Source organism: Fictibacillus solisalsi (assembly GCF_900103485.1).
GTDB lineage: Bacteria > Bacillota > Bacilli > Bacillales > Fictibacillaceae > Fictibacillus_C > Fictibacillus_C solisalsi.
The window spans coordinates 537,361-562,557 of sequence record NZ_FNHW01000001.1 but is presented as its reverse complement, the minus strand read 5'-3'; the positions used below and the strand labels follow the sequence as shown (position 1 = coordinate 562,557).

Annotated in this window: 27 protein-coding genes; 13 read left to right on the top strand and 14 right to left on the bottom strand. The window is 44.1% G+C overall.

From position 1 onward, the window contains the following. Positions 1-52 precede the first annotated feature (52 nt). Entirely contained in the window at positions 53-1,375 is a 1,323-nt protein-coding gene (locus BLT53_RS02875; RefSeq protein ID WP_090232644.1) for a nucleobase:cation symporter-2 family protein, read from the bottom strand. 175 nt (positions 1,376-1,550) lie between these two features. Here BLT53_RS02875 and BLT53_RS02870 point away from each other — a divergent pair, with 175 nt between their 5' ends. The 8 genes from BLT53_RS02870 (at position 1,551) to ade (ending at position 10,322) form a co-directional block, all read left to right on the top strand. Next, complete coding sequence (locus BLT53_RS02870; protein ID WP_090232642.1) at positions 1,551-2,033, top strand: (2Fe-2S)-binding protein; 483 nt, start codon at positions 1,551-1,553, stop codon at positions 2,031-2,033. A 3-nt stretch (positions 2,034-2,036) separates the two neighbouring features. Next, positions 2,037-2,636, top strand: a complete 600-nt coding sequence (locus BLT53_RS02865) for a nucleotidyltransferase family protein (RefSeq protein WP_090232641.1) — start codon at positions 2,037-2,039, stop codon at positions 2,634-2,636. Beyond that, positions 2,636-3,529, top strand: a complete 894-nt coding sequence (locus BLT53_RS02860) for an FAD binding domain-containing protein (protein WP_090232639.1) — start codon at positions 2,636-2,638, stop codon at positions 3,527-3,529. The genes BLT53_RS02865 and BLT53_RS02860 overlap by 1 nt, the downstream gene beginning before the upstream one ends. After that, positions 3,510-5,804: a xanthine dehydrogenase family protein molybdopterin-binding subunit gene (locus tag BLT53_RS02855; RefSeq protein WP_090232637.1), complete on the top strand. Its 2,295-nt coding sequence runs from the start codon at positions 3,510-3,512 to the stop codon at positions 5,802-5,804. Before BLT53_RS02860 ends, BLT53_RS02855 begins: the two co-directional genes overlap by 20 nt. Next, positions 5,801-6,625 (top strand): XdhC family protein, encoded by an 825-nt coding sequence (locus BLT53_RS02850; protein ID WP_090232636.1) that lies wholly within the window; start codon positions 5,801-5,803, stop codon positions 6,623-6,625. Before BLT53_RS02855 ends, BLT53_RS02850 begins: the two co-directional genes overlap by 4 nt. Next, positions 6,607-6,924, top strand: coding sequence for an XdhC family protein (locus tag BLT53_RS02845; protein WP_244520343.1), 318 nt, complete (start codon positions 6,607-6,609; stop codon positions 6,922-6,924). The genes BLT53_RS02850 and BLT53_RS02845 overlap by 19 nt, the downstream gene beginning before the upstream one ends. A 242-nt stretch (positions 6,925-7,166) precedes the next feature. Next, positions 7,167-8,516, top strand: a complete 1,350-nt coding sequence (locus BLT53_RS02840; protein ID WP_090232634.1) for an NCS2 family permease — start codon at positions 7,167-7,169, stop codon at positions 8,514-8,516. A gap of 66 nt (positions 8,517-8,582) precedes the next feature. Beyond that, entirely contained in the window at positions 8,583-10,322 is a 1,740-nt protein-coding gene (ade, locus tag BLT53_RS02835; protein WP_090232632.1) for an adenine deaminase, read from the top strand. Between the two features lie 54 nt (positions 10,323-10,376). On the opposite strand, the gene BLT53_RS02830 is transcribed toward ade, so the two are convergent. Next, positions 10,377-10,619 carry a hypothetical protein gene (locus BLT53_RS02830; protein WP_090232631.1) on the bottom strand — a complete coding sequence of 81 codons (243 nt, stop codon included), beginning with the start codon at positions 10,617-10,619 and terminating at the stop codon, positions 10,377-10,379. Between the two features lie 159 nt (positions 10,620-10,778). On the opposite strand from BLT53_RS02830, the gene BLT53_RS02825 reads away from it, so the two are divergent. The 4 genes from BLT53_RS02825 to BLT53_RS02810 all read left to right on the top strand — a co-directional run bounded on the left by BLT53_RS02825 (position 10,779) and on the right by BLT53_RS02810 (position 14,061). Continuing rightward, positions 10,779-10,988 carry a hypothetical protein gene (locus tag BLT53_RS02825; RefSeq protein WP_090232629.1) on the top strand — a complete coding sequence of 70 codons (210 nt, stop codon included), beginning with the start codon at positions 10,779-10,781 and terminating at the stop codon, positions 10,986-10,988. 60 nt (positions 10,989-11,048) lie between these two features. Further along, positions 11,049-11,402 (top strand): DUF2512 family protein, encoded by a 354-nt coding sequence (locus BLT53_RS02820; protein WP_090232628.1) that lies wholly within the window; start codon positions 11,049-11,051, stop codon positions 11,400-11,402. A 130-nt stretch (positions 11,403-11,532) separates the two neighbouring features. Next, positions 11,533-12,957 carry an alanine/glycine:cation symporter family protein gene (locus BLT53_RS02815; RefSeq protein WP_090232626.1) on the top strand — a complete coding sequence of 475 codons (1,425 nt, stop codon included), beginning with the start codon at positions 11,533-11,535 and terminating at the stop codon, positions 12,955-12,957. Positions 12,958-13,083: 126 nt separating this feature from the next. After that, complete coding sequence (locus BLT53_RS02810) at positions 13,084-14,061, top strand: aldo/keto reductase (protein WP_090232625.1); 978 nt, start codon at positions 13,084-13,086, stop codon at positions 14,059-14,061. A 49-nt stretch (positions 14,062-14,110) separates the two neighbouring features. On the opposite strand, the gene BLT53_RS02805 is transcribed toward BLT53_RS02810, so the two are convergent. Further along, positions 14,111-14,479 carry a LapA family protein gene (locus tag BLT53_RS02805; protein ID WP_090232624.1) on the bottom strand — a complete coding sequence of 123 codons (369 nt, stop codon included), beginning with the start codon at positions 14,477-14,479 and terminating at the stop codon, positions 14,111-14,113. Positions 14,480-14,699: 220 nt separating this feature from the next. On the opposite strand from BLT53_RS02805, the gene BLT53_RS02800 reads away from it, so the two are divergent. Next, entirely contained in the window at positions 14,700-14,897 is a 198-nt protein-coding gene (locus BLT53_RS02800; RefSeq protein ID WP_090232622.1) for a cold-shock protein, read from the top strand. A gap of 39 nt (positions 14,898-14,936) precedes the next feature. Here BLT53_RS02800 and BLT53_RS02795 read toward each other — a convergent pair whose 3' ends face one another. From BLT53_RS02795 to BLT53_RS02755, 11 genes are all read right to left on the bottom strand, one after another. Continuing rightward, a complete protein-coding gene (locus BLT53_RS02795; RefSeq protein WP_090232621.1) occupies positions 14,937-15,725 on the bottom strand; it encodes an alpha/beta fold hydrolase in 789 nt (262 codons plus the stop codon). Positions 15,726-15,835: 110 nt separating this feature from the next. Further along, positions 15,836-16,480, bottom strand: coding sequence for a methanogen output domain 1-containing protein (locus tag BLT53_RS02790; protein ID WP_244520342.1), 645 nt, complete (start codon positions 16,478-16,480; stop codon positions 15,836-15,838). 258 nt (positions 16,481-16,738) lie between these two features. Next, positions 16,739-17,704 (bottom strand): type I pantothenate kinase, encoded by a 966-nt coding sequence (coaA, locus tag BLT53_RS02785; protein ID WP_090232617.1) that lies wholly within the window; start codon positions 17,702-17,704, stop codon positions 16,739-16,741. Between the two features lie 222 nt (positions 17,705-17,926). Beyond that, positions 17,927-18,868, bottom strand: a complete 942-nt coding sequence (locus BLT53_RS02780; protein ID WP_090232616.1) for a magnesium transporter CorA family protein — start codon at positions 18,866-18,868, stop codon at positions 17,927-17,929. Between the two features lie 125 nt (positions 18,869-18,993). Further along, entirely contained in the window at positions 18,994-21,228 is a 2,235-nt protein-coding gene (locus BLT53_RS02775) for a sensor histidine kinase (RefSeq protein ID WP_090232614.1), read from the bottom strand. Then, a complete protein-coding gene (locus BLT53_RS02770) occupies positions 21,206-21,898 on the bottom strand; it encodes a response regulator transcription factor (protein WP_090232613.1) in 693 nt (230 codons plus the stop codon). Before BLT53_RS02770 ends, BLT53_RS02775 begins: the two co-directional genes overlap by 23 nt. Positions 21,899-22,055: 157 nt before the next feature. Continuing rightward, the gene (locus tag BLT53_RS02765; protein ID WP_090232611.1) at positions 22,056-22,613 is read right to left on the bottom strand and encodes a cysteine hydrolase family protein; all 558 of its coding nucleotides are present in this window, start codon (positions 22,611-22,613) and stop codon (positions 22,056-22,058) included. Positions 22,614-22,929: 316 nt separating this feature from the next. Further along, positions 22,930-23,067, bottom strand: a complete 138-nt coding sequence (locus tag BLT53_RS24910; RefSeq protein ID WP_170834204.1) for a hypothetical protein — start codon at positions 23,065-23,067, stop codon at positions 22,930-22,932. A gap of 34 nt (positions 23,068-23,101) precedes the next feature. Then, positions 23,102-24,076: a S8 family peptidase gene (locus tag BLT53_RS02760; RefSeq protein ID WP_090232609.1), complete on the bottom strand. Its 975-nt coding sequence runs from the start codon at positions 24,074-24,076 to the stop codon at positions 23,102-23,104. A 238-nt stretch (positions 24,077-24,314) separates the two neighbouring features. Beyond that, the gene (locus BLT53_RS25330; RefSeq protein WP_244520341.1) at positions 24,315-24,554 is read right to left on the bottom strand and encodes a hypothetical protein; all 240 of its coding nucleotides are present in this window, start codon (positions 24,552-24,554) and stop codon (positions 24,315-24,317) included. A 5-nt stretch (positions 24,555-24,559) separates the two neighbouring features. After that, entirely contained in the window at positions 24,560-25,153 is a 594-nt protein-coding gene (locus BLT53_RS02755) for a nucleotidyltransferase domain-containing protein (protein WP_244520340.1), read from the bottom strand. Positions 25,154-25,197 lie beyond the last annotated feature (44 nt).

The window sequence follows — 25,197 nt, the reverse complement described above, 5'->3', positions numbered from 1 at the left end:
GAACAGTACTGGCAGGGGGCCGGCTCGCAGCCCCCGTACCCTACATAAGCTGTTATATTACGTCCCCATCGGCTTTCAGCTGGTTCATCCTTTCCTGCTCATGTATATTCATAGACTTGAAATTAAATACTAGATTCAGCAAAATCGCAGTTAAACTTCCAATGACGATCCCATTTTCCACTAAGAGCCTTACACTGTCCGGAAGCCCGCTGAACACCATGGGAACTACGGCAGTTCCAAGCCCGATTCCTACCGAACAGGCGACAATCAGAAGATTTTCGTTGCTCGAAAAATCGGCCTGTGACAGCATTTTTACACCTGAAGCTATGACCATTCCAAACATCGGAATCATCGCCCCGCCAAGGACTGCCGTTGGAATAATGGTGGTGAGAGCCGCAATCTTGGGAAGCAAGCCCAGAAGTAATAAAAAGCCGCCGGCGGCAATGACCACATTTCTTGTTTTTACTTTTGTCAAAGCCACAAGACCAACGTTCTGTGAGAAGGAGGTATAGGGAAAGGAATTAAAAATGCCGCCAATCACAATGGCAAACCCTTCTGCCCTTAAGCCCTTCTTAATGTCCCGGGATTCAAGCTTCCGGTCGCAAATGTCTCCTAACGCGAGAAATACACCGGTAGACTCAATCATGCTCACAATGGCGACAATAGACATGGTGAGTATGGCCGAAACGTGAAATTCAGGCATTCCGAAATAAAATGGCTGTACCATATGAAACCAGGACGCGTCTTTTACAGGGGTGACATCCACAAGCCCCATTATGGAAGCAAGTACCGTACCCGCGATCAGAGATAACAGTACAGAGATTGCCCGGACATAGCCTCTGGAAAACCGGTTAATTAGAATGATCAGCAGGAATGTAAAACAGGCGAGTGTCAAATTTTCCAGGCTGCCAAATCCCTTTGATCCAAGTCCACCTGCCGCATTGTTCATGGCAACCGGAATCAGCGACACCCCGATAATGAGTACAACTGAACCTGTTACAACAGGCGGAAAAAATTTAAGGATTTTGCCAACAAACTGTGAGAGCACCATGACGACCAGTCCCGAGACGATGATCGCGCCATAAATCGCTGTAATTCCTTCGAGTTTTCCAATGGCGATCATGGGTGCCACGGCGGTGAATGTACAGCCGAGAATGACCGGGAGCCTGATGCCAAAATGCCTGCCTCCGATGACCTGTAGCAGGGTGGCAATTCCGCAGGTGAACAGGTCAATGGATATCAGATAGGCCAGCTGCTGGGCATTCATCCCAATAGCAGGCCCAACAATGAGCGGTACGATTACCGCTCCGGCATACATGGCAAGAACATGCTGCAGACCAAGTACACCTACTTTCCACGTTTTTAGTTGTGCCATTCTGCTTCCCTCCCAGATGTTTGTTATTCCAAATGAATATCTTCTGATCACCCCCTTAAAAGCTATGAAAATAGGAATATTTTTGAAAAACACTACTATATTTGTACAAACTTGATTTAGTGCCAGCCAAAAAGAGTTGGTTGATTGTCCTAAAATTATATTGGGAGGTCGGACATTGAAGACCATTGATTTTTTCGTAAATGGAACAGAAGTTTCGGTTACATGCAGTCCTTCGAAAACACTGCTCGACGTTCTCCGGGAAGATGCGGGTTTAACCGGCAGCAAGGAATGCTGCGGCAAGGGAGAATGCGGTTCCTGTACCGTGTCGATGAATGGCCTGCCGGTATGTTCCTGCCTCGTGCTCGCCGGCCAGGTTCATGGAGAAAATGTCATAACAGTGGAAGGTATCGGCACACCGGAAAATATGGATCCCGTCCAGCAAGCGTTTATGGATGAGGGGGCCACCCAATGCGGGTACTGTACGCCAGGTCTGATCGTATCTGCAAGATCATATTTGAACAGCATCGGCCACCTGCCCGGCCTCGACGAAATCAAGCAGGCATTAGGCGGCAACCTTTGCCGTTGTACAGGCTATACAAAAATACTGAAGGCCGTTCAAACAGCAGCTCAAAGTCAGCTAACGTTCAGGGACCTTTAAAGCATGACCACCTCCAGCCTATCCTGTATTCTGCTTGCGGCAGGCTGCTCTTTCCGGATGAACCGAACAAAAGCCCTTCTTCAATGGAAGGGGTTGCCTCTTATTGCTTATCAGGTAAAAACCATTCAAAACTCAGGGATAAAGGATGTAGTAGTGGTACTTGGCTTTCGAGCTGCCGAATTAAGAAGGGAACTCGATGGCAACTCTGTGAAAATAGTGATGAATAACGACTATTCTTCAGGAAAGTGCTCATCCATCAAAATGGGATGGCATACCATGGATAAGAACTCGACCGGTGTCCTTATTGCTGCGGTTGATCAGCCTCTTTCGCCTCACATTCTTTGCCAAATGGACAAGCTTCACAAGTCCGATCCAGAATCTATTATCATTCCTGTTTATAACGGGAAACGGGGGCACCCGATCCTTCTGCCAAGCCCTCTTTATTCAGAGCTGACCCTGATTGCAGAAGAGACAGAAGGACTGCGGAACATCGTTAAAAAGCATCACAACAAGGTTAAACTGCAGGAAACCGCGGACCCTCGTATTCTTTTAAATTTCAACACACCGAGCGATTATGAAGATGCTTATAGGGAGGATCTGTAATGTATGCTTCAGAGATAGATATGCTTTCACCCCGCTCTCTCCTCGAATGCCTTTATCTTCTTGAGAATGAAAAAGCCAGCTTTCGGCTGCTGGCCGGGGGAACCGATGCAGTTGTTCGCATGAAGGAAGGAAAATGGCAGCATGACTACTGGCTGAATTTGAAAAACATCGATGAGCTGAAATTCATCACGATCGAAAAAGATGAAATCCATATCGGACCGTTGACCACCCATTCAGAAATCATCTCATCTCCCCTCCTGCAGGACCATGCCGATGTCCTCGTACAAGCCTGCCGGGAAGTCGGAGCAGCCCAGATGCAAAATATGGGCACAATTGGCGGAAATATTGGCACCGCTTCCCCTGCCGGCGATACAATCCCTGCTCTTTTTGCGTTAGGTGCCATCATTGAACTCACCTCAATAACCGGAAAACGGCAAGTCAGCGCAGAAGATTTTTTTGTCGGACCAGGTAAAACTGTTGCTTTCCCCAATGAAATCATCACGAAAATCTCATTTAAAGTCCGCGGTAAACATGACATCGGCCTTTTTCAAAAGCTGGGCCCGCGCAAAGCCCAATCAATTTCCATCGTCAATGTGGCGATCAGCCTGTCCATGAAAGAAGGAACAAAGGAATGTTTAGGCGGCCGAATTGCGTTTGGTTCCGTCGGCCCTACCGTCCTGAGAGCAAAAAAATGTGAAGCAATGCTCACACTTGGAGAACTTTCACCTGACATGATCTCCAATATCAGCAGCGTTGCTTGGAAGGAAGTCATGCCAATCTCTGATATACGGGCCTCGGCTTCCTACCGGCGAGATATGGCAAGTGCCCTTTTAGAAAGAGGATTGTACCGTTTAATAAAAAGGTGGGCAGACAATGAAAGAAAACCATTTTAAATATATTGGCAGACCAGTGCCCCGGATGGATGCACCGGAAAAAGTAACAGGCACGCTAAAATATATGACAGATTATCATTTTGAACAGATGGTTTGGGGGAAAGTCCTTCGTTCCAAGTATCCTTATGCAAGAATCAAATCCATCAATACGTCAAAGGCCGAATCATTACCGGGTGTTGTCTGTGTCTTAACCCACAAAGACATTCCGGGCTTTAACGGATTTGGCATTGTTGTACCGGATCAGCCTGTCCTCGCCCGTGATGTGGTTCGCTGTACAGGGGATGCGGTTGCTTTGGTTGCTGCAGAAACAAAAGAGATTGCTGAACATGCGATCTCGCTCATTGAAGTGGATTATGAACGGCTTAACCCGGTGACTGATGCGGAATTTGCCATGTCTTCCAATGCTCCCTCCCTTCACGAAAACGGCAATATCCACAGCCATGTCATCATAAAAAACGGCAACATGGACACGGCCTTTGAAGAAGCGGATGTGATTCTGGAAAATACTTTCTATTCTCCACGCCAGATGCATGCCTTTATTGAAACAGAAGGCGGATGGGGAATCCAGGAGCCGGACGGAATGCTGACCATTCGCTGCCCCGGGCAGTATGCCTACAGGGACCGCCTGCAGATTGCCCGCGCTCTCGCCATGAATCCCGCAAGAATCCGGGTGATTTCCCATCCGATCGGGGGAGCTTTCGGTGGGAAGGATGAAATAACTGTCCAAATCTACCTGGCCCTTCTTGCCCTTCATAGCGGCGGCCGTCCGGTTAAAATTCATTTGTCCCGTGAAGAATCCGTTATCGCAGGCATCAAACGGCATCCGTTCAAGGTAGAAATGAAAACAGCTGCAAAAAAAGACGGCACCCTGCTTGCCAATCAGGTGCGTGCTGTTGCAGATACCGGTGCCTACGCGTCGCTTGGAGGTGCGGTCATCGCGCTTGCGATTGAACATTGCTGCGGCCCCTACAAGATTCCGAATGTTGATCTCGAAGGATTTTGCGTCTATACCAATAACGGAATCTCAGGAGCATTCAGAGGATTCGGCGTCAATCAGGTATGTGCAGCCATTGAAACCCACATGGATATGATCGCCGAAAAACTTGGCATGGATCCCATTGAGCTTCGAAAGAAAAATGCCTATGAAAAAGGAGAGCGCTCAAGCATCGGGCATGAATTAAAAACCAGCGTAGGGACATTAAAAACACTGGAAACCGCCGAGACATGTGAGCTTTGGAAAAACAGGGAAATGTATAAAAAAAACATCAGTGAGCCGTGGAAAAAACGGGGAATCGGGATTGCCACCTCTTTTCATGCGGTCGGGATGGGAATCGGTCTGCCGGACTATGGAGCTGCCACTATTGAACTGTTGCCGGATGGGACGTTTAAGGTGGGGGTCGGTTGTGAGGATATCGGAGGAGGCAACAGCACGGTCTATGCCCAGGTGGCAGCAGAGCTTTTAAACTGTGACATTGAAAAAATAACAGTCATCCAGGGCGATACAGCAGAAACGCTCGACAGCGGAACCGTTACCGCCTCCCGTTCCACGTATACAGGAGGCAAAGCGATCGCTGCTGCTGTCCCCCATATGATTCGTGTCCTGACTGAAGCAGCTTCTGCCCAGCATAGGGTGGAACCGGAGAACATACTGATCGGTGAAAATGAATATTACGCCATGACAAAGAATGGGGAACAAGTGTCAACCTATGAAAAACTATATGCCTACCTTCATGAAAACCGGCTTTCAACAAAGGTAGAGGGCCATTTCATGCTTCCCAAGGAAAAAGAAGAACTCCCCCAATCAGGAGGCGCTCCTCATCATTTATACGGATATTTAACTCATCTTGCTTTAGTTGAAGTTGATACACTTACCGGTGAAACAGAAGTCCTCCGCGTCGTTTCCATACCCGATGCCGGACAAGTGCTTAATCCTCAGGGTCTTGAGGGGCAAGCGGAGGGCGGTGCTGTCATGGGAATCGGCTACACGCTATATGAGGATGTTTTAATGGACGGCGGTTATCACCAAACAGCTAATTTTACAAACTACATCATACCCACCATCAGGGAGACCCCCGTTATCGAAACCTTCCCGGTCGAAAGTACGGAAGAGACCGGGCCTTTTGGAGCAAAAGGCATTGGAGAGGTTGTCATGATTCCTATTATCGCCGCCATCATGAATGCGATATATGATGCTGCAGGTGTACGAATCATGCATCTCCCTGCTACACCCGAACGAATTTATAAGGCATTGAAATCCCGGGATGTGCGTCAATGAAAAAAGAAGCCCTTTACCATAAACTTTCAGAAGCCATCTTAAACCGGACAGCGGTATCTCTTGTCACATTTACAGAAGCGGGTCCTGATCTGACCGGCAAACGCATTCTTCTACTTCCTGAAACCGCTTATGGAGAAAAAGGGGTGTCCGATGATTTAACAAATGCCACCGCTGCATTTTGCGCCCCTTCTTTTTTACAGCAGCACACAACTTCCCTTGATTTTTACTGGCAAAATAAACGGCACACCATCTTTCATGAAGCCTTCCCCCCTTCACCACATCTGATCATTGCGGGAGCCGGCCATGTCGGGGAACCGGTCGCACAAATGGGGAAAATGCTGGGCTTTTCGGTGACTGTTGTTGATGACCGCCCTTCCTTTGCGAATAAAGAACGATTTTCTTGTGCAGACGAGGTGTGCTGCCAATCTTTTCATTCCTACTTTCAAAATGTTCCCCTGCAAAGCTTCACTTACATTCTGCTGTTAACGCGAGGGCATCAGTTCGATGTTCTGAGCCTGCAGCAGTTATTGTCCAGAAAGGACCGGCCTGCTTACATCGGCATGATTGGAAGCAGGCGCAGAATTGCTGGTGTATTTGAACAGCTCCGCATTGATTTTCCCAAAGAATCGTTTACCCACATTCATACCCCTGTTGGATTGGATATCGGAGCAGAGACTCCGGCAGAAATTGCGGTCAGCATTTTCGCTGAAATCCTTGCCGTCAGGAATAAAAAGAGCGGAGAGCCGCTCAGCTCTCATATTCGCGAATTGGCAAAAAAGGGGTTCAGAAAGGGGACAAAACGTTGCGGGAACACGAAATGATCACCATGATTCACACCTTTTTGCAAATCAAGAAACCGGCCGCTCTCGCCACAATTGTTTCTACCAAAGGATCAACGCCACGTAAAAAGGGTTCAAAAATGATCATCACATCAACGGGAGCGCTCATCGGAACGATTGGCGGAGGCTGCGGTGAAGGAGAGGTGATTGATAAAGCACTGGAAGTGATCAAAACAGGACAGCCTGTTACACATAAAGTCGATCTGACAAGCGGCCTACTTTATGAAGACGGCGGGATTTGCGGAGGAATTATGACCGTTTTTATTGAGCCTCTTCTGTAAAAAAACAAAAGCGTTTATTTTTACGATTAAAATAACAAAAGCTAATAAAATGGTTTATGTGTCTTTACCACCCTTAAAGAACAGGAGAATATTCCTGTTTTTTTTACATAGGATGTACAAATTAACCTGTCTCACCCCCTCTGCACTGGAAGAACTATAGTCATCAAAGGAATTCTTCCCCTTCAAATCGGTTAATTACTTAAGGTTAAAGGATTCTACCATAAGAAAAGGGGTGTATTTTTATGCCAGGAGCAGGAAAAGAGAGAGCCGGAAGAGAATTTTCTTTGAACCGTTTTTTTAAGCTGGAAGAACGAAAAACCACAACCAGGACGGAAATTCTTGCAGGGATCACAACCTTCCTGACGATGAGCTACATTATTTTTGTCAATCCTTCCATACTGGCGGATGCAGGTATTCCAAAGGAAGCTGCTTTAGCAGCAACGATTTATGGCAGTGTGTTCTGTACGCTGTTAATGGCACTTTGGGCGAACTTCCCTGTTGCCGTGGCACCTGGTATGGGCTTGAACGCCTTTTTTACGTACACCGTCGTCCTTGGCGCCGGCCTAAGCTGGCAAACCGCTCTGGGAGCTGTGTTTATCTCCGGGCTAGTGTTCTTTATTTTAACAATAACCGGTGTCCGCGAAAGGATTGTTGATGGTGTACCCTCAATATTGAAATCCTCGATTTCTGTTGGAATTGGCTTATTTATCGCTTTCATTGGTTTGAAAAATGCAGGGATTGTTGTTTCCAACAAAGATACTTTTGTAAGCCTGGGTAAAATAACAGAGACAGGACCGCTCCTTGCGCTGTTCGGATTGCTTGTTGCCTCGTTTTTACTGTCAAAGAAATGGAAAGGCGCGTTATTGATCAGCATCCTTGTGACGTCCATAGCGGCCATGGTGACGGGCTTTATTGACTATCCACACAGTGTGAAAGACATTGCTTCCCTGTCTCTCCCCAGCCTCTCGGAAACCTTCCTTGCCATGGACTTGAAAGGCGCTTTTGCGTACGGCATCCTGTCGATTTTATTTTCGTTTACGATCGTTGAATTATTTGATAATCTGGCAACCCTTATTGGTCTCTCCAATAAAGCCGGACTTGCTGATGAAAATGGGAAAATTGAAAACCTGGACAGGGCCCTGCAAGCCGACGCAATCGGCACCATGGCCAGCGCGGCCATGGGAGGAACGGTAATGAACGCCTATGTCGAAAATGCGACGGGCATTTCGGAGGGCGGCCGCACGGGACTGACGGCATTAACAACCGGCATCCTGTTTTTCCTGACTCTTCTTTTCACTCCTCTTATCTCGTTTGTTCCGTCGGTAGCAACTGCACCCATTTTAATACTGGTTGGTGCCTTGATGCTCAGCGAAATTAAATCCATTTCCTTTGACGATTTTACGGATGTCATCCCTGCTTTTTTGACCATTATCCTCATGCCGCTGACCTTCAGCATTGCCCAAGGGCTTGCATTCGGATTTATTTCCTATACGGTTTTAAAACTTGCGGTTGGAAAGCATAAAGACATGCACTGGATGATGTATGTGATCAGTATCGCGTTCATTATTAACTTTATTTGGGGAAGCCATTAATATCCCATCATGGGCCGGGTACAAGGATTGCTGCCCGGTCCACTACTGTTCGAAAGGAGCCAAACCATGAACAATAAAGAATCCCACCTTTCACAATTGCTTGCTGTCTCTTCCAAAAAGGTTCCTGCCGACCTGGTTATTAAAAATGGGAAAATAATCGATGTATTCAATCTTGAAGTCATTGAGGCGGATGTAGCGATAAGCCAAGGTAAAATTGTTGGAATTGGAACATATGAAGGCAAAACAGAACTAGATGCAGAGGGTGCATATCTTTGTCCCGGCTTGATTGACGGACATGTTCATATTGAATCGGCCATGGTTCCGCCTGAGGAGTTTTCTAATATCGTTGTCCCGCACGGGGTGACGACCGTTGTGGCGGATCCACATGAAATTGCAAATGTGAGCGGAACAGATGGGATCGATTACATGTTAAGAGCATCTGAAAACATCGTTCTAGATGTATTAATCGGGCTTCCTTCCTGTGTACCTGCCACCCCATTTGAACATGCTGGTTCAGAATTAACCGCTTCAGACCTTTATCCCTATTACAAGCATGAACGCGTCATCGGTCTTGGCGAGGTTATGAACTATCCTGCCGTCTTTTCTGGTGAAAAGGAAATGACGAGGAAAATTTCAGATGCATTGCTACATAATAAGCATGTTGATGGCCACGCCTCAGGGATTCCTGCCGATGGAATCAATGTGTACGGAACGGCACGGATTCGTACCGACCATGAATGCGTGACTCCACAGGAAGTTCGGGACAGACTGTCCCGGGGGCTGTATGTCATGTTGCGTGAAGGATCCGCAGCAAGAGATTTAACAGCCTTGCTCGATGCGGTGACAGAAAAAAACGCCCGGCGATGTCTGTTCGTCACTGATGATAAACATCTTGATGATCTGATGGACCATGGCAGTATTGACCATAATATCAGACTCACGGTTGAAAAAGGATTCAGTCCTTTGCTTGCCATTCAAATGGCTACCCTTAATGCCGCTGAATGTTTCGGATTGAAGGAAAAAGGAGCTGTCGCCCCGGGATTTGATGCCGACTTTATATTGTTGACCGACCTTACCAGTTTTCATATTAAGGACGTCTATAAGAATGGAGTAAAAGTAGCTTCGGATGGAAAAATGATTCAACCTTCTCCAAAACCCGTATCCCCACCCTCAACCGTCACCAACAGTGTTCAGTTGAAACCGGTTGACATCGAGGATTTGGCGGTTCCCATCTCAGGCCAGAAAAAAGCGAATGTCATTCAAATCATCCCCAACCGTATTGTAACGAAGCATGTGAAAGAACACGTAAGTTTCTCAAACGGCGTATTCATGCCGGATGTGAACAAAGACCAGTTAAAGCTTATTGTTGCAGAACGACATCACGCGACCGGCCGCATAGGCCATGGCATTGTAAAAGGGCTCGGCCTCACTTCGGGGGCGATTGTATCCACTGTTGCCCATGACTCTCACAACATTGTTGCAGCCGGGACAAACGATCAAGACTTGCTTGCAGCGCTGAAGGCCGTGGATACTATGAAAGGCGGGCTGGCAGTAATCGAGGAGGGAGATATTCTCGCGTCCCTGCCACTTCCCTTTTCAGGTTTGATGAGTAACCAGAGCCATTTGGAAGTTTATAAACAACTGAAGCAGCTAAATTTAGCCTTGCGCCGCATCGGCTTCGCACAGGATTATAATCCATTTCTCACTCTTTCTTTTTTGGCTCTTCCTGTCATCCCTGAACTGAAGCTGACCGATGGAGGATTATTCAACGTTCACTCCTTTGATTTTATTTCTGTAACCGAATAAAAGGCCCCACTCTAAAAAAAGCTGAAACCAGACCATTGTCTGGCTTCAGCTTTTTTAGATTCCCATTTCATCTTCCTGCAGCGATGATTCGAGTGTATTGACTAAATCATAGTAATCATCAGGTTTTTCGAACTGATCGGGCGCCCAATTTTGTTTAATCCAGGAGGCGACTTCTGGTGCACTTTGGAAGATCTGGCCTGTTGTATCGCTGTCCCGGACGGTATAAATATTATTATCCACATCAATCGTTACATCGCAAGGAAAGGCTCCATCCTTCTTATACAAAGAGTACTCCATGGGCAACTACCTCCACTATTCAAGATAATTAAGTTATACCCCGTATCTTTTTATTTTATGTTAGTTTTGTCCATTCCTTTTTCAGCGGCATAAAGACTGATGATACAGAGTACGCTAACTGAAAACAGCTGCAATAGCACTGACTGTAAGGAGGCTAATATGAAAAAGAAACCCACCGTTACTGAAAGTATGCTTTCCAATGCTCCAAAAAAAGATGAAATGACAATTGCTGCAGGAAGATCTGCCGATCACCCAGTTGGATCGGAAGATTATGCAGCGGGGGATTCAGTCAACGAACATAAAAACCTGGAACGGGTTAACCTTTATCTGGACGAAGGAGAAATCAGCCAGCAAAACAATAATCTGTAATATCAGCATAATTTTAAACAATACGTCAAAAATAAAGGTGGACAAAGGAGGATTGTCATTATGCAAAGTTTACTGCTGAAGGTGATCAGCATTCCGCTGATTCTTCTTCTGTGCACCTTTTGGTTTGAAGGAGTGAGCTTCAATAAGCCGCTTCCCTTTCTGATCATCACAATTATTTTGGCTCCGCTGGCGGTACTTATGGAATATATATTTTTGCCCCGTTTATCCTTTTGGTTAACGTTTATCGCGGATTTTGTTCTTTCGTATCTGCTGGTTTATTTAATCAGCTCCTTTATGGCTGGTGCCTACGTTTCACTTTGGGGCGCATTTTTAATCGCTCTTGCGTACTCCCTCGTCGAACTTCTCATTCACAAACAGATCGTGTCCGACCAAATGAGGCACTCTTACAGCTAATAAGAACAGACTGCATCCCCGTCATCGGGAGATGCAGTTTTTTTCGGTAGGATTGCTATATATGTAAGGGTTTGTTAAATTGGAAGTTGTATGTCAACTACATCATTGCACACACGAGAGGAGAAATGACATGGACGTCTTTAATCGGATTTTTGATTTTTCAAACGATTATTTATGGGGCTATGTCCTGATCATCATGCTGGTCGGGATTGGTTTGTATTTTACCTTCCGCTCGAGATTTGTACAGTTTCGAATGATTAAGGAAATGTTCCGTCTGCTTGGCGAGGGTGCCAGAGATTCCGGAGAGAAAAAAGGGGTTTCTTCCTTCCAGGCATTTTGCATTAGTACGGCATCCAGAGTGGGAACAGGAAATCTCGCCGGTGTGGCCATCGCCATAACCACCGGAGGGCCTGGAGCAGTATTTTGGATGTGGCTCATTGCATTGATCGGATCTGCTTCAGCTTTTGTTGAAAGCACCCTGGCACAAATTTATAAAGTCCGGGACGTGGCGACCGGGACGTTCCGCGGCGGTCCCGCCTATTATATGGAAAAAGCGCTGAATGCCCGCTGGATGGGAATCATTTTTTCCATTCTTATTTCCATCACATTTGGTCTTGCCTTTAACTCCGTTCAGGCAAACACGATTTCCAACGCGTTTCAAAATGCGTTTCATGTGGACAAGATATGGACAGGATTGATTATTACGGTAGTAACAGCTGTCATCATCTTTGGCGGTATTAAACGAATTGCCAAGGTAGCCGAATTAATGGTTCCGTTCATGGCCGGATTATACATTCTACTGGCTTTGTTTGTTATCCTCACCAACCTTTCTGAGATTCCAGGTGTGTTTGGATTGATTTTGAACGATGCATTTTCGGGCTTTAAAGAAATTCTCGGCGGAGCTGTAGGAGCTGCCATGATGCAGGGAATTAAACGTGGATTATTCTCCAACGAAGCCGGCATGGGTAGCGCGCCGAATGCTGCGGCGACTGCTGATGTCACCCACCCGGTAAAACAAGGGCTCATCCAGTCTCTCGGTGTGTTTGTGGATACCCTGGTTATTTGCAGTTCCACCGCATTCATTATTTTGCTGTCCGGAATGTTCAAATCCAATGAAAGCGACGGGATTGTTCTGACTCAAGCTGCGTTAAGCCATGAGATCGGATCATGGGCTACTATTTTAGTTGCGGTCATTGTTTTGCTATTTGCCTTTAGTTCCATTGTCGGTAATTATTATTACGGGGAATCCAACATCGAATTCATGAATACGAACCGCACCTGGCTTTTCTTCTACCGGTTAGCGGTTGTGGGGATGGTAATTTTCGGCTCACTGTCGGATTTGACCTTCGTTTGGAACCTTGCTGACCTGTTTATGGGTCTGATGGCCATCATCAACTTGATCGCCATTGCCCTTCTTGGCAAATTTGCCTTTGCGGCATTACGTCATTACAAAGCACAAAAGAAGCAAGGGAAAGATCCGGTGTTTACCAATAACAGCATTCCTGGTTTAAAAAACGTGGAATGCTGGGGAGATTCTGACCAGCATAACGCATAATTAGAACAAAGCCTGCTGAAGACAACAGCAGGCTTTGTTTTACCTGATCGTAATAGTTGCAGTTTTTGGCGCTGCCTGACTACAATGATCTTGATAGATACTATCCAAGTGAAAAGAGGTTACATAATGCGCAAAATGCCTTTGGAAAAACGAGGAATTACATCCAGCCGATTGGCACTGGGATGTATGGGGTTTGGCGGAAACTGGGACCGAAGCCCCCTTTCCGATGATGAAGTATTAAAAACCGAAAAGGCTGTGGATGCCGCTCTCTCAACAGGCATTACCATGTTTGACCATGCCAATATTTATACAATGGGCAAAGCGGAAGAGGCTTTTGGGCGCGTCCTGCAGGGAAATCCGAGCCTTCGTGAACAAATGGTAATCCAGAGCAAATGCGGAATTCGATTTGCGGATGATATTGGCCCAGGGCGGTATGACTTTTCAAAAGAACACATCCTTACTTCTGTAGATGAGATTTTGAAAAGGCTTTCTGTTGACTATTTAGATATTCTCCTGCTTCACCGCCCGGATCCGCTAATGGAACCTGAAGAAGTGGCGGAAGCTTTTGAACAGTTGAAATCCTCGGGTAAAGTGCGCCATTTCGGCGTATCCAATATGAACCAGGCTCAAATTGAACTATTGGAAGCCTTTATGGATGAAACGCTGATTGTTAACCAGCTTGAAATGAGTTTAAACAAAGTGGATTTTACAGATGAAGGCGTTCATGTCAACCAGGAAGCTGGGTTGTCCGTTCATTTTACAAGCGGACTGATGGAGCATTGCATGAGAAATGACATTCAAATTCAGGCATGGTCCCCACTGGCTAAAGGGATATTTTCCGGAAACAGTTCCATAGAATTAACGGAATCAGAAGCTCAAACCAAGAAATTGGTAGCCAAAATGGCAACTGAAAAAGAAACAACGCTTGAAGCCATCGTTCTTGGCTGGCTAATGCGCCACCCTGCAAGGATCCAGCCCGTACTTGGGACGACCAATGTTCAGCGAATCAAGGATTCAGCCGATGCCATCCGCATCTCTGAAATCATGACCCGTGAAGAGTGGTACGAACTCTATGTGTCCTCCAGAGGTGTAAAGCTGCCTTAACCCATTTTCCTGTTGAGTGAAATGTTCCTCAAAAAAAGCCGTCTCAGAATTAGATCTGAGACCGGCTTCTTTTTGGCTCCTCGACAGCACGGTACCTTCGCTGAGGCTCATTGAGTGTTTCATCCATCGATTCCTGCTGATCATTATCAGCAATGGTCTCCTTTTGCAAGGACTCTTGCTTCTTCAACTGGGATTCAAGCCGCCTGACCCGGTTTCTCAACTGAACCACTTTCAGAATGCCAAAAAAGCCTACGGCCAAGCCGCCAACAGCCGCTGAACCAAGTATAACGAGAACAAGGGGCCATTTGACTGTCCCAAAAATATAATTAAAACTTACATCATTGCCATTTACAACAGCAAAAACCGCAATCAATAAGGCAAACAGCAATCCAAAGATTAAGTATCCTTGTGCCTTCATTCTATCCTCCTCCTTCTTAGCTCTTATTCCCCATTTCTGAACTTTTAAATAAAAATATGATTAAATCCTTAACACTCTTGCGTATTCGGTTAAAGAGTGTTACAGTAGAAACAGTTATTTTTGTTCGGTACATGACTTCTTCGCAGTGGTTTGCGTCTTGAATGATATTTGAGCAGGAATAGTAATAAATCGTGGATTTATCCACACAGGAGGAACATCTATGTTACAAGGTAAAGTTAAATGGTTCAACGCAGAAAAAGGTTTCGGCTTCATCGAAGTTGAAGGACAAGACGATGTATTCGTACACTTCTCTGCTATTCAAGGCGAAGGTTTCAAATCACTTGAAGAAGGTCAAGATGTAACGTTTGAAATCACTGAAGGTGCTCGCGGACCTCAAGCTGCAAACGTTCAAAAGTAAGGAATACACAAAAGGCTCCTGAGATTCAGGAGCCTTTTTTTATTTTATTTTTTTCATAAATTCTAAAATTTCATCTATCAGAGTATCCGTGGCTTCGTACATTCCCATGTGACCGGCTCCTTTTAATGTTGTCTGGGTGATATTCTCCTTGGACACCGAAAATGTTTTTTCCGGGTGTATCACTTGATCGCTTTCACCAGCCACCAGGAGAACGGGAATGTTGGAGTTCTGGAGAACGCCGTTTCGATTCGGCCGGTTTTTCATGGCAACGGACGCGGCAATCGCTCCTTCCGGCGGAGTTTCATATCCGATTCTTATTGCCTTCTCTTTTTTCTCTGTCAGCAAAGTATCCGGTGCAAACAGGTTGGGTATCAATTGATCAATTACTGACTTGATTCCTTTTTCCTTGATTTGCTCAATGGTACGGTCTCTCTTCACCCGGCCGGCTTCATCGTCTGGAAATCCGGTTGAGTGGATCAGTCCATATCCCTTCAGCCGGTTGCTTTGATGATCAGCAAACGCTAAAGTAATATAACCTCCCAGTGAATGACCCAGCATCGTGACTTTATCCAATCCTAATTGCCCGAGCAACTCCTTGATGTCCTCAGAAAAATCCTCGACTGCACATGCAGAATCACTGATTGATGATTTTCCGTGCCCCCGCAAATCAGGTGCAATTACACGGTATTCTTTAGCTAGCTCAGGGATCACTTCCTCCCAATATTCATGGCTTCCACAAAAACCGTGAAGCAACACGATGGCTTCTCCTTTTCCTTCATCGATATAGGCAAGTTTTCTGTTGTCTAGGTTAGCTGTTTTGGTTTTCATGGTACTTCACTCCTTTAGTTCTTCTTAACCTTTCATACATTCTTTCAAACGTGTGGGTGTGATAAAAAAAGAGTGCGGTTTGGCACCACACGCATTAACATTCCTGATTGTCAATCGCATGCGCTTTTTCCATCCTCTTTTACCTTTGCCCTTAATTCTTCCAACTCATCCAGCAATTTGATCATCATTTCATCCGTTCGCTTTAGCTCCTCGTTCAACATGGTGATGGTTTCTTCCTCCCAGAGAAAAGGGTCCGACTGAGCAGGGGAAATGGCCAAATCCTTATACTCAATCCCCTCTTCAGCATCATCCGGCGTTAAATAAATGGCAATTTCGCAGTTATCGTGACCAAGCGCCATTTGTTTCCTGAGTGAAACTTTCCCATAACCAAAATGTCTCGCAGCAATCCCGCCGAATACGCTGGACGTCATCATGCAAAGGTGGGGAGCATCAGTAACGTCATCTCCGAACGGGCATTGAATGGCCTTCATGACGATTCGGTCACCATCGATGGACATGATTTCAAATTGACCGCCGATTTTATTTTTCAAATCGATCAGAATATCGACGTATTGCTGAATACTCCACGGACTGTTGTATTCCTTGTAATAGCCCTCAATCCATTCTCCCGTGCGTAATCCAATCTGACGGATATACTCCTCGGCAACAGGACCTACTGCTTTCCGATGAACTCTTGCATATTGTGTAATGAGTTTGGCCAAAAAGACATGTTTATTCAATTCATAATCTTTCACAACATCAGCTCCCATGCGGGTTTTCATTCAAAAAGCAGTTGCTGTTTAGTCGCCAAAAGATAATAAGTTACTTTTTAGTAAGTATTGTACTATTACCATACTCTATATCCTCTTTCTTAAAAATGAGGAAATAGATACAATTTTTGTAATATAGGCTCTGTTATCGATCGGCTTCTACTTTATACCCTATTTCCTGTCCCGCTATGTGCAGTTCCAAAGAGTTCATAAAAAAAGACGGCTTTTGGCCGTCTTTTCCAATTACATTTTTCTCATTTTAACACCGGATACAGAGTGGTTTTTTCCTTTTTCCAAAATGAGATGCGCCCGATACTTAGTCGGGAGGATGTTTTCACGCAAATTCAATCCATTAATTGTATTCCAAATATTGAGTGCAAATTCAACTGCTTCCTCATCATTCAGATCCGCATAACGGTGAAAATAGGATACCGGGCTTTGAAAAGCGGTATTTCTCAAAATTTTAAATCGATCCACATACCATTGCTTGATTTCCTCTTCGTCCGCGTCCACATAAAGGGAAAAATCAAAGAAATCCGAAACAAATATTTGTGTATTTTGTTTTTTGCTTCTTTTTTGTTTCGGGACCTGCAGTACATTAATACCTTCAACAATAACGATATCGGGTTCAGAAATGGTTTGTACCTGGTCTGGCAGGATATCATATTCCAAGTGAGAATAGATGGGAGCTTCGACTACCGGCTTTCCTGATTTCAATTGGGACAAAAACTGGATCAGTCCTTTTAAATCGTAGCTTTCTGGAAATCCTTTCTTCCCCATCAGCCCTTTTTGTTCCAAAACAGCATTGGGATAAAGAAAGCCGTCTGTGGTAACAAGTTCAACCTTTGGCGTATTGGGCCATCTGGACAGAAGCGCCTGGATAATCCGGGACGTTGTGCTTTTGCCTACCGCTACACTGCCTGCAATTCCGATAATGAACGGCGGCTTCTTCATTTGCTTGCGCAAAAATGCATTTGATTGCAGATGAAGCTGCTGTGAAGAGGTGACATATAGGTTAAGCAACCGGCACAATGGCAAATAAATAGACGAGACCTCATTGAGGGATACGTTTTCGTTGATTCCCTGAAGTTCCGACACTTCCCATTCTGTTAACGGTTGTATATCGGCCGAATACAAGCCCGCCCATTCTTCCCTTGTAAAAGAAAGGTAGGGAGACAGCGACTCATTCTCTAACATGGTCTGGCTCATTGCTGGCATCTCCTTTTTTGGATCACTATGCTTAATATTCTATATCATCGTTCATAGGATACATGTCTTTTAAGTTCATATCGCTTTACAATGTTAACATAATTTTAAAGATAAGATAACCTGATTGTAAACCCATTTGCCTTTAACAGGAAAGCGTTTTCTCTTTCAACGAAACGAAAAGGAAACTTTATTGAGAAAAGTTCCCTTTCGCAGAATGATTTTCTATTTCCGGAAAAAGCGCTTTTTCCAAAAGATAAAGGCAACCAATCCTGATATGGTAAAAGCCACACACAGGCTTACAAAAAAAGCATGTGGATATTTCTGGAAAGGCAGCGGTATGTTCATTCCATAAAAGCTTGCTACCATGGTAGGCAAAGCAAGAATAATGGTAATGGACGTTAAAAAGCGCATTTCTACGTTCAGGTTATTTGATATTACCGAAGAAAAAGCATCCATAAGGCTTTTTAATATATTTCTGTAAATAAGGCTCATTTCAATCGCCTGCTTGTTTTCGATAATTACGTCTTCCAGCAGATCCTTGTCTTCTTCATACATTTTCAAGTAGCTGACCTTCAGCAATTTTTCAAGTACAGCATCATTGGATTTAAGAGATGTGGCAAAATATACGAGAGATTTCTCAAGCCGGAGCAGTTCAAAAAGATCATCATTTTTCAGTGTCTGCCGTAATTCATATTCAATTTGCTCGGTTTTCCGGTTGATTTGCCGAAGGTAACGCAAATAATAAGTAGCAATCATCTGAAGCAGCTGAAACACAAAACGCGTTTTTTTATACGTGAAAAAGTTTTTTACTTTGCGCTTGGCAAACAGCTCCAGAATGGGGTTTTCCCTTAGGCAAACCGTTATAAAATGAGAATCGGTGGATATCATGGCAAGTGGAAAGGTATCATACTGGACTCCGTTTTCGTCTGAATCCAAAATCGGCAGGTCCACGATAACACTTACGGTATTGCCCTCTTTTTCTACCCTTGAACGTTCTTCTTCATCCAGGGCATCTCTCAGGAAGTCCGGATCTATACCTATTTTTTCAACCACCCAGTTAATTTCTTCATTGGTCGGTGCAATAAGATTGATCCAGCATCCTTTTTGTATGTCATCCACTTCTGTTAGTTGGTTTGCGGTGTCAGTGTAATAAACATTTAGCATAAGTTATACCTCTTACATTCAGTCTATTCCTATAATAAAACAGAACCTTATAGAAATGTAAACAAAAGATTTTTCCGGATATCAAAAAGAAGCGGACAATGCCGCTTCTTTAGCTATCTTTCATTTTATACCGCATCCAGGCGGATTATCACTTTAAATAAATCTCCATCTACTTCTACATCCATCTGTCCTTCATGCAGATCAACAATCGATTTGGCAATCGCAAGGCCAAGCCCCGAGCCATCCGTATGGCGTGACGTGTCCCCCCTTTTGAACCGTTCAAACAGCTCCTCCGTGTTGCCTCCCAATTCATATTTTGTAATGTTTTTAAATGAGATGATGACTTCATCCTGCCTTTGTTCAATTTCGATATATACCCTGGTTTGATCAAGAGAATATTTCAACGCATTTCCGATCAGATTATCAAATACACGCCACATTTTTTGACCATCCACATTCGCATGGATTGGATGCTCAGAAAATGACAGTCTGAACTGCAAATTGGATTTCTCTATGGCTTCATCATTTTCGGCAAGTGCCTGTTGAAGCATTTGAACAATATCTGCTTTTGTTCGAACAAGTTCAATATTTCCGCTTGCCATTTTTGATGCTTCAAACAAATCATCAATCAAGACTTTGAGCCGTTTTGATTTCCTGTCAATAATTTCAACGTATGCCTTTTGGCTGTCCTGATCAAGATCCGGTGTTTTTAACAACTCTGTGTAAGTAATGATTGAAGTGAGCGGTGTTCGTAAATCATGGCTTACATTGGTGATCAACTCTGTTTTCAGCCGTTCGCTTTTGGCTTCGGACTTCTGCAGTGCCTTTACTCCGTGCTTCAGTGTGTTAATGTTCCTTGCCAGACCGGCAAGCGGAGAATTTCCTTTCGCCTTCAAATCCGGCTCCATTTTCCCGGCAGCCAAGTCAGAAGAATGTATGACAATCCGGTTTAAGTAGGAAACCTTCCGTAGCAGTAATAACAGCGCCGGAACCGTAACAACCAAAAAGAGTATGAGATATAGTGCGATAAGCTGCTCGTTGTACATAATAAAGCCCACACCAAAACCGGAAGCAAAGACAATGACAAGCAAAACGAGAATTTGAAAAGCAAATCCCAATGAATGAAACGCCTTCAGCACATCCATCCATAATCGGTAAATGAGAGAATTTCTCCAATCCTCTCTGGTCAAGCCCTTTTCATCTATCTCTGCACGGAGGCAAACCACCTGAATCAAGATGAGTCCTGCAATAATACTTGTAAATAAAAGATCAAAAAGTGTATTTTTGATCATGACTGAATAGTCGCCGTATAAGGTAAACGTAAAAATGTTACCGACTGATACCAAGAGAACAAATACAAATAGAAGTAAGGACACTACTTTTAGATCAATGGGCACTTTTCGGTATACGTTTTTAATTGGCAGTTCACCAATTGCACCCAGCAAACGGTATTTTCTTGCAAGCCAGATACTTATCGCGAAACCAACCACACCCACAGAACTGTAGATGTAAAAAAAGAGCTGATTGATCTTGAACATATGATACTGCTCATAAATCATGCTGGTTTTAGGCAAAGATTTCGGCACACCAATTTTTCCGATCAGCACCGGATTTTCATCAGATAAAACATCAGTAACAGTTTTTTCATAATTTGGACCCTCTCCTGTGTCGTCCGAGGGCGGCATGTAGTCTGAGATGGACAGATCCTTTGCACTTTTGTATTCCTGAACAAACTGCATGTTGCCATTGTTTAACTTTTGATAGGCATCCTGTTTATTTGAAGAGGAGAGATTGGTAAAAACTTCAGCACTCTCATTATTTTGCAAATAGTAATCAAAAGAAGAATTCCATTGCTTGAACTGCCTCTTTACCTCTTGTTTATTTTCAATAAAATGATCGATTTGCTTCTCTTTTTCCTTTTTCACTTTCTCTTTTACATATTTTTCACTGTCAAAATTTTTCTGTATGTCTTCAATCTTTTTGTCTCTTTGCTTTTGATAATAGCTTTCAAGCTTTTGATTATGATCCGCTCTCGCCTCTTCCAGCTGCGGTCTGTACTGTTCCTGAATGCTATTGATTTGGTCAGATAGCTCACCGTATCTGAAGCGGTATTCCTCCATTTCCTCATCGGAAACGGTAATTCTTTCTTTCATCTCATCCCCTGTCAAATTGCTGACTTCGGAAATATGGAGATATCCCAGAAACGTATTGTACTCACTTTGGAATTCATCCGTATCAAAGTAACTCTTTCCCAGATAGGCATCCCATTGGGACAGGAAGGTTAAAGTACCGCTCAAACCGATTGTAAATAAGAGCAGCCATGCACCCCACCTCAGCCTACTTTTCCATTTTGTACCCAACGCCCCATACCACCTTTAAATATCTTGGATTTTTTGGATCAATCTCTATTTTCTCTCTGATTTTCCTGATATGAACGGCTACTGTATTTTCTGCATTATAGCAGGGCTCCTGCCAGACTCGTTCATAAATGTCATGTATCGAAAATACACGCCCAGGATAGGACATCAAAAGCTCTACAATCCTGTATTCGATTGGAGTCAGCTTCACAGCCTCCCCGTGAATGGCCACTTCTCTCGCATCCTTGTCAAGAGTAAGACCGCTCAGATTTATGATCGAGTTCTTTCCCTCATACATCCCGAGCGTCATATACCTTCTCAGCTGGGATTTCACCCGGGCAATCAGTTCAATAGGATTGAAGGGCTTTGTTAAATAATCATCCGCTCCAATTTGAAGTCCGAGGATTTTGTCCGTATCCTCACTTTTTGCACTGAGCATAATGATCGGAATGTTCTTCTGTTCCCTGATCCTAAACGTTGCCGCAATGCCATCAAGGCGCGGCATCATAATATCCAGTATGATTAAATGAACGATTTCTTCATTCAAAAGTTCAATGGCTTCTATGCCGTCTGATGCCTGCAGGACATTCATCTTTTCATTTTTCAAATAGATTTCAATGGCATCTCTGATTTCTTTTTCATCATCTACAACCAATACTGTAAATTCGCTCATTTTTCTCACGCTCCCTTCAAAATTATACCATGTCCTGTTTTGTGGATTACCTGTATCTTAACCTGTAAATCTTAACAATCAGTCAGTATAATTCTTAAGACTTTCTTAATATAAAAAAGAAGACCCCCATGAGGTCTTCTTTGTGTTCGTTAAGCTATTATCGGTACTTGTAATGAAGTGGTTCGAATACGGTTTCGCCAGCACTTCTTACCATGGAAAAATGGTCTACATTATAATGGCCGTGAAGGATTTCATTGTGGTGCTGAATGATCTCTACGGCACGCAAGCTTTTTGAGGATGTGGTGGAATGCCCTTCCTTAATCAAGGTGACATCAAACCCCTGCACCGTTGCCATACGAACAGCGGTATCGATACAATGCTCCGTTTTGCATCCCGCAATCACCAGATGCTCAATCTCTTGTTTTTGTAAATGCTCCAGCAACCCGGTTCCATAAAAAGCGCTGGTCGCACGTTTGTCAAAGAAAGGGGTATCTGCCGGCAATTGAATCTCGCTGTGAACAAGAAATCCTTCACCACTGCCTCCAGCAATGTCCAGGTCACGTACAGCCAATACAGGTACATTTAAATCCTCGGCCTTCTTAATAACCTTATTAATCGTATCAATGACTTCCATTTTTTGATAGACTTCCTCGTTCTCTTCATTTCCATCCATTAATTCCTGTTGTGCATCAATAATTAGCAAGGCTTGCTTCAAACCATCATCTCCTGTTTATTTTTTCTCAGTACTCTTCCCATTCTCCATAACCCTCTCTTTTTTCATATAAACCGCCTCCTTTGCCATACTCTGCTCTATCTATTCTTTAAAGGATACAAGTTTTCCTTCAATCCAAAAAATTCTATTATTTTACGCGATTCCCCTTGTAATATATGGTATCATTTAGGAGATTACGAGATTTGGAGGATTGGATATGAAATCTTTGTTTATAAAAGCTGGTTTAGCAGGCAGCCTGGCTCAGCAAAATAAAAACAAAAAAGCTGATTCTCTTGTGAGAAACAGCTTTCTTTTAATGTCAGGCTTTTTTTCGTTTGGGTTGTTCCTTCTTGGAAGGAAGTGATGTTTTTCTAAGTCTGCGGTTTCGCTCCTCCACCAGTTTTAGTGTCAGCGTGGCAAAGCCAATCATTAAGGACAGTACATGATAAACCGCCATGATCAACATCCCCTCTAAAAAATTGGGAGCCGCCTTACTTTTGAACGGTTGCTGTTTCTTCTTTTTTGTTGCCGGATCCGTTTCTTTCACCCATTTTGAAGTAAAGCAACCCGTTTCCCTCTCCTTTTTTCGTCAGGCCAATCGTTTGGGTATTCTTACAAAGCTGGGCATAAATTTCGGGATCCGTCAGCTCCCGGCCGAATTCTGCTTCCTCTTTCAGGATGAGGACAGCCACGGCACCGGAAACGTGAGGTGTAGCCATGGATGTACCTGAGAGCTTGGCGTACTTTTCACCAGGATAGGTAGAAAGGATATTGACTCCCGGGGCTACCAGATCGATCTCATCATTTGTATTTGAAAACTTTGCCAGATGCTTTTGTTCATCTACCGCACCGACTTGGACTACTTCTTTATAATACCCTGGATAGGCTTGCTCATCAGTGCGTTCATTATCATCGCCTTCGTTGCCCGCTGCGCAGACGACCATAACATTGTTTTGAGTGGCATTCTTGATGGCTTCATGCATTTCGGGAATATCGTCCGGTCCGCCAAGGGACATGGAAATGACTCGGACTCTTTCGCCATTGTCTCCACGCCATTCAACAGCATAGTTGATGGCATCAATAATTCCCTGGTAGCTACCGCTTCCGTCCTTTCCAAGAACTCTGAGAATCAAAAGCTTTGCTTCAGGCGCTACACCTGCAACTCCTAGCTTATTGTTCAGAGTTGCGGCAATCGTTCCTGCTACATGTGTTCCATGATAGTGACCATCCAAATAGTCCTCAGGATCATCACTCGTAAAATTTCTTCCTCCAATAATCCGGTCTTTCAAGTCCGGATGGTTTACATCGCAGCCTGTATCAAGAACAGCGACGACCACATCCTTCCCCTTGTATTCCTGCTCCCATGCAGCAGGAGCATTGATCATTTGAATACCGTACGGAATTTCTTCACCGGCTGTCTGTACAACTTCTTCTAACTTAAAAGGAATTAAATGAACTTGACTCATTCGTCCTTCCTCCCTTAAAAAGATGATGGTAAAACAGGTAAAGATTTTTTAAACCGCCTTTTTCCCAAATGATAGGTTTAAAGAAAGGGGAATAGGTGTTTGCATTGATTGTAGCACCCTTAGTAGATAAAAACAATAATTTTCAGAAAAATGAGAATTTAGGTTCATGCTAAATAATGGCACATAAGGAAATTAGATCGTACAATTCTGTTCAAATAGGTAATTAGTTACAGGAACGTCAAGGACGCTGCGGTCTTGTAAATGCAGCCTGTTTTCTTCTCTCTGTTACAGGCAGATGAGGGTAGTGCCTCTGGACCAGGGCAAACACCTCCTCCACAACTCCTTCAAGAGTAGACAAACTTTCCTCCGGGTTGTCTGTAAGAATCGATGTGAATCTTTCATTTAATTGATCAGGCACGATATTCATTTCATCTATGCTCTGCTTCAGCCATTTGAATGCAGGATGATGGACATACATGCCATTCAAACCAAACAAAATGCCGAGCATTCGTTTTTGAACTGTGGCCAATAAATCATATACATGAGCCAATCTTTGCGAGACAACAGGGCATTGCGGTTGTTCCACCGGCTTCCCAATTCAAGATTTTCGATAATCATATTCTCAGACAGCGCTGCCGGGTAAGCCGTCACTTCTTCTTTTAACGCAGACAGCGTTCCTTCTTCCTCAAAAAGAATCTTTCCATCTTTAAAAGAAGCAGCCAGACATTGAAAATCATAGTTTGTATTCGCCTGTCGAACAACCTGCTGAAGAACTTCCTGAATGGTACTTACAAGAAAGCTGCTGATTTCGAATTTTACGCCATTGACAAGATACGTTTCCGCCCACTCTTCCTCTTCGTATGGGTGAAAATCAATGATCTCACCGTTTACCTCTTCAATGGGTTGATGGCGCTCTCTGTCTTCCGGCGGTTTCTTCCAAAAAATATGAAGCTCAATGTCAGAATGGCTGTCATCCCATCCTCTTGAAACCGATCCGGCAAGTAAAACACCTGCGATTTTTTTGTTTTTTTGGTAGACCTCTGCCATTTGACGGGCACGATTGGTTAATGACTGCATGTTTTCTTTCCTTTCAAGCAATAATATAAGCTGTTCTACTTGTA

Bases quoted from the DNA above. Each gene is read 5' to 3' on its own strand.
- BLT53_RS02875 (WP_090232644.1), bottom strand. From the start codon at position 1,375: ATGGCACAACTAAAAACGTGGAAAGTAGGTGTACTTGGTCTGCAGCAT.
- BLT53_RS02865 (WP_090232641.1), top strand. From the start codon at position 2,037: ATGACCACCTCCAGCCTATCCTGTATTCTGCTTGCGGCAGGCTGCTCT.
- BLT53_RS02860 (WP_090232639.1), top strand. From the start codon at position 2,636: ATGTATGCTTCAGAGATAGATATGCTTTCACCCCGCTCTCTCCTCGAA.
- BLT53_RS02855 (WP_090232637.1), top strand. From the start codon at position 3,510: ATGAAAGAAAACCATTTTAAATATATTGGCAGACCAGTGCCCCGGATG.
- BLT53_RS02850 (WP_090232636.1), top strand. From the start codon at position 5,801: ATGAAAAAAGAAGCCCTTTACCATAAACTTTCAGAAGCCATCTTAAAC.
- BLT53_RS02840 (WP_090232634.1), top strand. From the start codon at position 7,167: ATGCCAGGAGCAGGAAAAGAGAGAGCCGGAAGAGAATTTTCTTTGAAC.
- ade (WP_090232632.1), top strand. From the start codon at position 8,583: ATGAACAATAAAGAATCCCACCTTTCACAATTGCTTGCTGTCTCTTCC.
- BLT53_RS02830 (WP_090232631.1), bottom strand. From the start codon at position 10,619: ATGGAGTACTCTTTGTATAAGAAGGATGGAGCCTTTCCTTGCGATGTA.
- BLT53_RS02825 (WP_090232629.1), top strand. From the start codon at position 10,779: ATGAAAAAGAAACCCACCGTTACTGAAAGTATGCTTTCCAATGCTCCA.
- BLT53_RS02820 (WP_090232628.1), top strand. From the start codon at position 11,049: ATGCAAAGTTTACTGCTGAAGGTGATCAGCATTCCGCTGATTCTTCTT.
- BLT53_RS02815 (WP_090232626.1), top strand. From the start codon at position 11,533: ATGGACGTCTTTAATCGGATTTTTGATTTTTCAAACGATTATTTATGG.
- BLT53_RS02810 (WP_090232625.1), top strand. From the start codon at position 13,084: ATGCGCAAAATGCCTTTGGAAAAACGAGGAATTACATCCAGCCGATTG.
- BLT53_RS02805 (WP_090232624.1), bottom strand. From the start codon at position 14,479: ATGAAGGCACAAGGATACTTAATCTTTGGATTGCTGTTTGCCTTATTG.
- BLT53_RS02800 (WP_090232622.1), top strand. From the start codon at position 14,700: ATGTTACAAGGTAAAGTTAAATGGTTCAACGCAGAAAAAGGTTTCGGC.
- BLT53_RS02795 (WP_090232621.1), bottom strand. From the start codon at position 15,725: ATGAAAACCAAAACAGCTAACCTAGACAACAGAAAACTTGCCTATATC.
- coaA (WP_090232617.1), bottom strand. From the start codon at position 17,704: ATGAGCCAGACCATGTTAGAGAATGAGTCGCTGTCTCCCTACCTTTCT.
- BLT53_RS02780 (WP_090232616.1), bottom strand. From the start codon at position 18,868: ATGCTAAATGTTTATTACACTGACACCGCAAACCAACTAACAGAAGTG.
- BLT53_RS02770 (WP_090232613.1), bottom strand. From the start codon at position 21,898: ATGAGCGAATTTACAGTATTGGTTGTAGATGATGAAAAAGAAATCAGA.
- BLT53_RS24910 (WP_170834204.1), bottom strand. From the start codon at position 23,067: ATGGCGGTTTATCATGTACTGTCCTTAATGATTGGCTTTGCCACGCTG.
- BLT53_RS02760 (WP_090232609.1), bottom strand. From the start codon at position 24,076: ATGAGTCAAGTTCATTTAATTCCTTTTAAGTTAGAAGAAGTTGTACAG.
- BLT53_RS25330 (WP_244520341.1), bottom strand. From the start codon at position 24,554: ATGTATGTCCATCATCCTGCATTCAAATGGCTGAAGCAGAGCATAGAT.
- BLT53_RS02755 (WP_244520340.1), bottom strand. From the start codon at position 25,153: ATGCAGTCATTAACCAATCGTGCCCGTCAAATGGCAGAGGTCTACCAA.